5 protein-coding genes and 1 pseudogene are annotated in these 5,944 nt (G+C 53.8%); 1 reads left to right on the top strand and 5 read right to left on the bottom strand.

What is annotated here, in order from left to right; translation table 11 throughout:
- A partial coding sequence (locus JYJ84_RS37955; protein ID WP_240201903.1) for a DUF4180 domain-containing protein occupies nt 1-620 on the top strand: 620 nt, incomplete at its 5' end.
- Nucleotides 621-826: 206 nt separating this feature from the next.
- Here JYJ84_RS37955 and JYJ84_RS26530 read toward each other — a convergent pair.
- The 5 genes and pseudogenes from JYJ84_RS26530 to JYJ84_RS26510 all read right to left on the bottom strand — a co-directional run.
- On the bottom strand, nt 827-1,711 hold the full coding sequence (locus JYJ84_RS26530; RefSeq protein ID WP_164462613.1) for a lysozyme inhibitor LprI family protein: 885 nt from the start codon (nt 1,709-1,711) through the stop codon (nt 827-829).
- A 32-nt stretch (nt 1,712-1,743) separates the two neighbouring features.
- Nucleotides 1,744-2,331: a hypothetical protein gene (locus tag JYJ84_RS26525; RefSeq protein WP_164462614.1), complete on the bottom strand. Its 588-nt coding sequence runs from the start codon at nt 2,329-2,331 to the stop codon at nt 1,744-1,746.
- A 156-nt stretch (nt 2,332-2,487) separates the two neighbouring features.
- A complete protein-coding gene (locus JYJ84_RS26520; RefSeq protein ID WP_374102134.1) occupies nt 2,488-2,808 on the bottom strand; it encodes a lysozyme inhibitor LprI family protein in 321 nt (106 codons plus the stop codon).
- 92 nt (nt 2,809-2,900) lie between these two features.
- Nucleotides 2,901-5,588, bottom strand: a complete 2,688-nt coding sequence (locus JYJ84_RS26515) for a hypothetical protein (protein WP_205184531.1) — start codon at nt 5,586-5,588, stop codon at nt 2,901-2,903.
- A 14-nt stretch (nt 5,589-5,602) separates the two neighbouring features.
- Nucleotides 5,603-5,944: pseudogene (locus JYJ84_RS26510) on the bottom strand (hypothetical protein); the annotation flags it as partial.

Genomic DNA, 5,944 nt, shown 5'->3' with positions numbered 1-5,944 from the left:
CCGTGGATCGCGGCCTTCGGCCGCGCCTCGAAACGATCCCGGTGTTCGGCGACGGCGCGCTGCGCACTCTGTCCCCGCCGATGCTGGCGATCGTCGGCGGCCGCGACGTCATGCTCGATTCGCGCGATACATGCGATCGCCTGACGCGTCTCGTGCCGTACGCGCAGGTCCGGTTTCTTCCGGATCAATACCACTTCATCCGCGGGCAGCGCGACACCGTGCTCGCATTTCTCATGTCGACGGAGCCAACCCGCATGCACCACCGAATCGTCCAGGCAGCCGGCCACCGTGTGCTGGTCCGCGATCCTGCCGCCAGTCTCGTCCAGCGCGAAGGCGATGCGCTCGACCTCGTCGCGCTCGCGCACGAGCATGAAGCCGACTGGATCGCGGTCCCCGCCGACGCGCTGCACGACGATTTCTACCGGCTCGACAGTGGCCTCGCCGGCGCGGTGCTGCAGAAACTCGTCAACTACGGGGTCCGACTCGGCGTGGTCGGTGATATCGACCGCTGGCTCGCGCGCAGCGAAGCGCTTCGCGCGCTCGTGCGCGAGTCCAATCGCGGCACATCGGTGTGGTTCGTCGCGAACGAGGACGACCTGCTGCGCAAGCTCGGCGCATAGTGCGGCCCTCAACGAACAAAAAAATTCCCCGAAGGCCGAATGGTGTTCGGGGCAGATTGCGCGGCGCTGCGGGCTGCTGGCGCCATCGGTGCTGACACGGCTGGGACAAGTAAGGCATGGGCGTGACAACCGAGACGAATCGTGCAGAATCCCCTGACGGTCAGCATTCTTCAACCGTCGACCCCTACTTTCGATCCTCGCATCGATCAGAATGATTTCGACGCGTACCACTCGAGTTGCCTTTTCATCGCCACTTGGATGCAGTTCGCGTCACTCCCACAGCGATTCCGCTCACCGAGCCAAGCGCTCTGCCGTCGCCGAATTTCGATTGCGTCGACTGGAATCTGCCGCGCTTCGCGTAATGCCAGTCGATAAGAAAAATCTACGCTCTTGTCCAAACCCGCCAGTTCAAACGATCCGCAAATGGTTCGCTCCGTTGGGAGCACCGCCTTTGCGCAAGCGAAAGTAGGGACTGGCTCCGCTTGCGGTTCTATCTTCTTGAGAACAAGAATTGTCTCATCGTACCAGCGCAACATCACACGATTCCCGCTCATGATAAGCAACCACGATCCGTAGTCACCTGAGTCTCCCTCATCGTAGACGGCACCAAGTGCGGGATTCCAACGCTCTTGTCCACAAAGCACACGCATCACTTCTATTTCTCGATTTCCAGGCAAACCTAGCCCAAAATCTTTTGACGGTGACCTCGAAGAACCTTTCCCGTAGCCACCGAGATTCATACTCAGGAAGTCGTCAAGGTGGACGCGCTCGCCAGAAGTGGTCGGCGCTGCGCACCTCCCTTGTTCCGGCGAATTATGAGAAATTTCTTTATTATTGAAGGTAAAAATCCGCCACCGAAGCCTCGGATCATTCCATCCATAATGCATCGTACGTCCAGATGCAGTATCGACATGAACTTCAATCACCTTCCATTTCCCAACCAAAGCAAGAGGGAGACCTGCCGCGTTGACCACAGGAATCAATAAAGCGGTCAAAATTGCAATAAGCAATTTATACACACTCCACCTCATATCAACAATCCGACACACCAACCAAGAAACAATTTTCAGAGAAATTTCTAAAAAAATCAACCATCATCCCAACAAATATAAGACAACTTACCCTAGCGCATCGAGTCAGCTTCCAACATTGGAATCTGGCGACTAATTTTCACAACACTCCCACCACGATCGACATAGGAAACGATGAATCTATGATCATTAACAACGACCCTCTCAATCGATGCAAAAGCCTCCACCCCCTTAGGCAAATTCAAATCAATTTCCCCAACGACGCGAGAATTCTTTGAAAAAATAGAATACATAGGCAGCGGATTCTTCTCGCTGAGCAAAACCACCCCTCGATCCACATCGTACGCCTCAACGAAGGGGAACGGCCCTCCCAGCCCATTTTCCTCGCTATAAAAATAGGTTGCCGAACATTGCGTCCCGCAAGAAAACACCATAACAAAGACTCCCGAGCCAACAGATATGATGTTCGGCCTACCCGGGAAATTTAATATTTTCCTCTCACCACCGCCCCGGGATGCATAAATTTCACAATCCATACCCTTACCAACATTTCGGCATCGGACCTTTATTTTAGCGGAGCCTCCACTTAAAGCAATAACCTCACTCCCGACATCAGAAAATGCATTTCCAAAACAAAGAACAAGACAGCAACATACGATTAAACCAACAATTCGCGCCATCGCTCCATTCAGCCATCAAGGAAACTAAATTACCAAGCCTTCCTGACACTCCATCCAAAATACCAAATGCAACAAAAAATTATCAACCTTCAAAAATTCTCAAGCACCCCCGAAAAATCAACACCAAACCCACAAGAGCCACCGGTCACTCTCCATCTATTCCATCAAAGAATCCAAATATGTTGAACGCTCCTTCAATTTTCGAACAACGCAATTATTTTTCGTCGCTTCATACGCCTGGGTCCCAGGTTCAATTTCAGCAGTCTCGACACGACAGTCTTTATCAACCAGTTTCCTCCACAGTCTTTGCGAGTCGCTAACAACCCCAGAATACTCAATACCGCGCGGCACATCGTTGATGTACTGCATTTTTATTCGCCTCAGAAGATTCTTTTTAGAAATCAAAACTTCTCGTTCCATTACCCTCCTTGTCAAATTTGAGCACTCGAAAATCTCTTGACTAGTGCTCGCGCGCATGCAATCCGGTTCGACTGCCCACCCCTCCTCAGAAAATATGAGGAACACACATATCATCACAACAACGTGTAAATTCATCCAACACATAGCAGTTACCGATTTTCTTTCAAATACTGTGCCCGCCGTCGACCCGGCTCGTACTGACTAATAGCAGGGGTATTTTCGATATATTCTATCAATCTATCTATATTATTTTCCATACCAGCCTCCATCGGTTTAGGTCCCATCGTAAATCCTTGATAGACGAAGTCGACCAAGACATCTCGTATCAAGGGATGGAGTTGCCCCCAAGCAACCTTTCCAGATGCCCCAACCGTCCAGCGATCGTAATTCGCGACTGCCCTGGCCACATACTCCGGGTAGATCAAATTAAACAATTTAATTTGCTGATCCCGAGATATTTCGCCAATTTCACTCTTATTAGACGCGACAAAATCTCGAGCCTTCGCACCTCTCAGCCCCGCAGCCTTCGATATTTTATTTACCTTCTCCTCCAACAAGCCCGCCGAGATCAAATGAGAAGATATTCCTCGCTCATCACGACTCCCCATATCGTAACCCCTACCAAGAGTCACGCCAGATAGGGCATTGCCTGGCCAGTGGACAACGCGACTAAAGTACTGAGACCCTTCAATGTCATTGCCTTCCGCGTCGAATGTCAGTTGCCCCTGCTTAATCACCGGAGAGGGATGGAGGAAATTCTCTATAAACCCGATCGGATGAAAATGAAAAATAAGAGGATTCAAAGGGAGCGAGTTTATTTTTCCGACCACGTCATCCCACCACATTAATCGCTCAATACGTGCCTTCTCTGCTTCCCATACGCTCTTCGACTCCGGCGGCATTAGCGAATCGTAAGCGTCCCATGCTTTCTTGTCGGTTTTCCATTCACATGGATAACGCAGAATGACACGCGACAGTTGGCGACTGGTATCGCGATCACGCTGCGCCGCTTTCAACTCCGCCAACGTCAGTTGCCCGTCGTGGTTGGCATCGAGCATCGCACGCACTTCGCGCAACGGGGCATCGAGGTCAGCATCCTTCAATCCCAATTGTCCACGTTGAAATGCTTCCATCTGCCGGTAGTCTGCAAAGTAGCTACCGTAAGCCGCCGTAGTCGGTTCGGCATCCACCAGAACAAAATCCACCCATTCATGCGGCGAATGCAGCGAAATGCCTGTGTGCCCAATCTCCCCAACCCATCCGATGACAGTAGTGTCGCCGCTCGTTAACTGCACTTGCCACCACGCACGTCCCGCCTCATCCAAAGCAAATACCTTCGGTGCCTCAGCGGGATTTTGTTTGTCGGGACGGCCTTGTTCCAATGCGAGTCGCGAGAAGTGGTGAGGAAGTGAGCCGGTCTTGGTACCCGTTGCTGAGAAGGTCAACGGAAAACCGGCCCAGCCTTGCGCCAAGTCTTCGGTCAGCAACTTGCCAGCCTGAATGCCAACCAACGAAGCGTATGTGTCTTTTGCAATCCAGACCGACGCTGGACTAGCGGCTTCGTCCATCACACCGCGGAAGCGCGTAGCCCCGGGTTTGCCGACCGTCCCCTGCCTCGGCACGCGAATAATGTCTGCCGCAGTGTAGGCAGCGCCATCGCCGTGACGGAATAAATCAGTTTCCCGCGCCCCTTTAGGTAGCTTGCTGGTGCGTTCGATCCATTGCATGGTGCCCGTCGGTTTCACTTTGACATACAAAGCATCTGCGTGCGGATTTCCATCCAATGCGACGATTGTGTTGACCGGCAGTAAGCCGGCTTGTGGTGGCGCCAGCATAGCGTTGTGTAATTGCGTACCTGGCGCAACTCTCAGCAGCGTTTTCTGCTCGAGCCTGGCCTTTACCGCCGCGGCCCGACTCTTATCCAGAAAGGTGCGCAGTTCCGGACCGGCGATGACCTCGTGATGCATCAGCTTGCGGGATTGCCCCGAGTCTTGGATCCGATGGTATTCGCCCATATGACCAAGCAGTTCTCCAGCTTTGACTCCTGGCGGGCTGTCAGGTGTAACCACAACGTCGAAATCGTCAGGTGCCTGGCCTTGTGCCTGGAGCCCACTGACCGCAACCCATCCACTATGCGCGATGGCCGGTACCTCCGTCTGCGCGGTTGACGCCGGCACGATCGCTTTTTCGATGACGCGTTTGATCCTGACCCACTGCCTGGTTTTGTCGGTCTCGAGCACGGTAATACGTGCACCGTGCGGAAGGATGCCGAGCGCTGGTGAACTTTTGGCAACCGAAGGTTTCTCACGCACGCTCAGACCAATTACAGGCTGATCGGTAGTGCCTTTCGCAACGACTTGCCGCTCCTTGGCAGTTTCCTTGACTCGATAGACCTTGGCCCGCCAGTAGCCTGGCCGCTTGACCGCGCTACCCAAGCGCTCGTAATCGTTGAAAGCACGCAGGTGCATGGCCAAACAGAAGTAGGTCAGCGTGTTCCCCGCTGGATACTCCAGCATATGCCGCGTCAGGACAAAGCCCGTACTAAAAGCAACCGATGCGGACTCGTTGGTCACCGGCCCTTTAGCCGACCCCGAAACAGTCGGATAGTCGCGGTTAATGCGGTACGCAACGATTTCGCCCTTGGTCATGGCGCCAATGCCGTCATCGAGAGACAGGACATTGGCCATCGCAGCTTCATAGTGAATGCCGCCGTGCACGCCGGATGGTCCGAACACGTAGTAGCCACCAGTGGCCATACCAAGCGCGCCGTAGTAGATATCGGCGTCAACCACGTCCGTTCCCGCCTTGTCCTTGAATGGGTATTTGAATGCAGTCATGTGGTTCCTTACGCTCAGGCGTCGCCCGAGAAGGTCAGGTGAAATGCATCGTCAGGTGTATCGCCTAACAAGGAGGCGCTGGACAAGGAGAAAACCTGTCCCGCACCGCTACTGTTTTGGGTCATCGGACCTTTCATGCGGATAGCAACACCTTCAAGCTCCACACCACAGTCATCCAGCGTGATGGTGCCGCCCGGGCCGCGCAGTCGGAACACGTCACCAGCCTGCAGCTCGATGACCTTGGTCCGCGTGGTTATGGCCAGTCCGGCTTCGACGTCTATTCGTCCCTGTACGCGTTGCTCGTAGTGACCGCCAATCTCCACCGTGTGGTTGGCAGCCGTCTTGTCGCGGCGGTG

The sequence above is a fragment of the Burkholderia sp. LMG 13014 genome, from assembly GCF_905232215.1.
GTDB lineage: Bacteria > Pseudomonadota > Gammaproteobacteria > Burkholderiales > Burkholderiaceae > Burkholderia.
The sequence above is the reverse complement of the archived record's forward strand: the minus strand, read 5'-3'. Positions and strand labels throughout refer to the sequence as shown.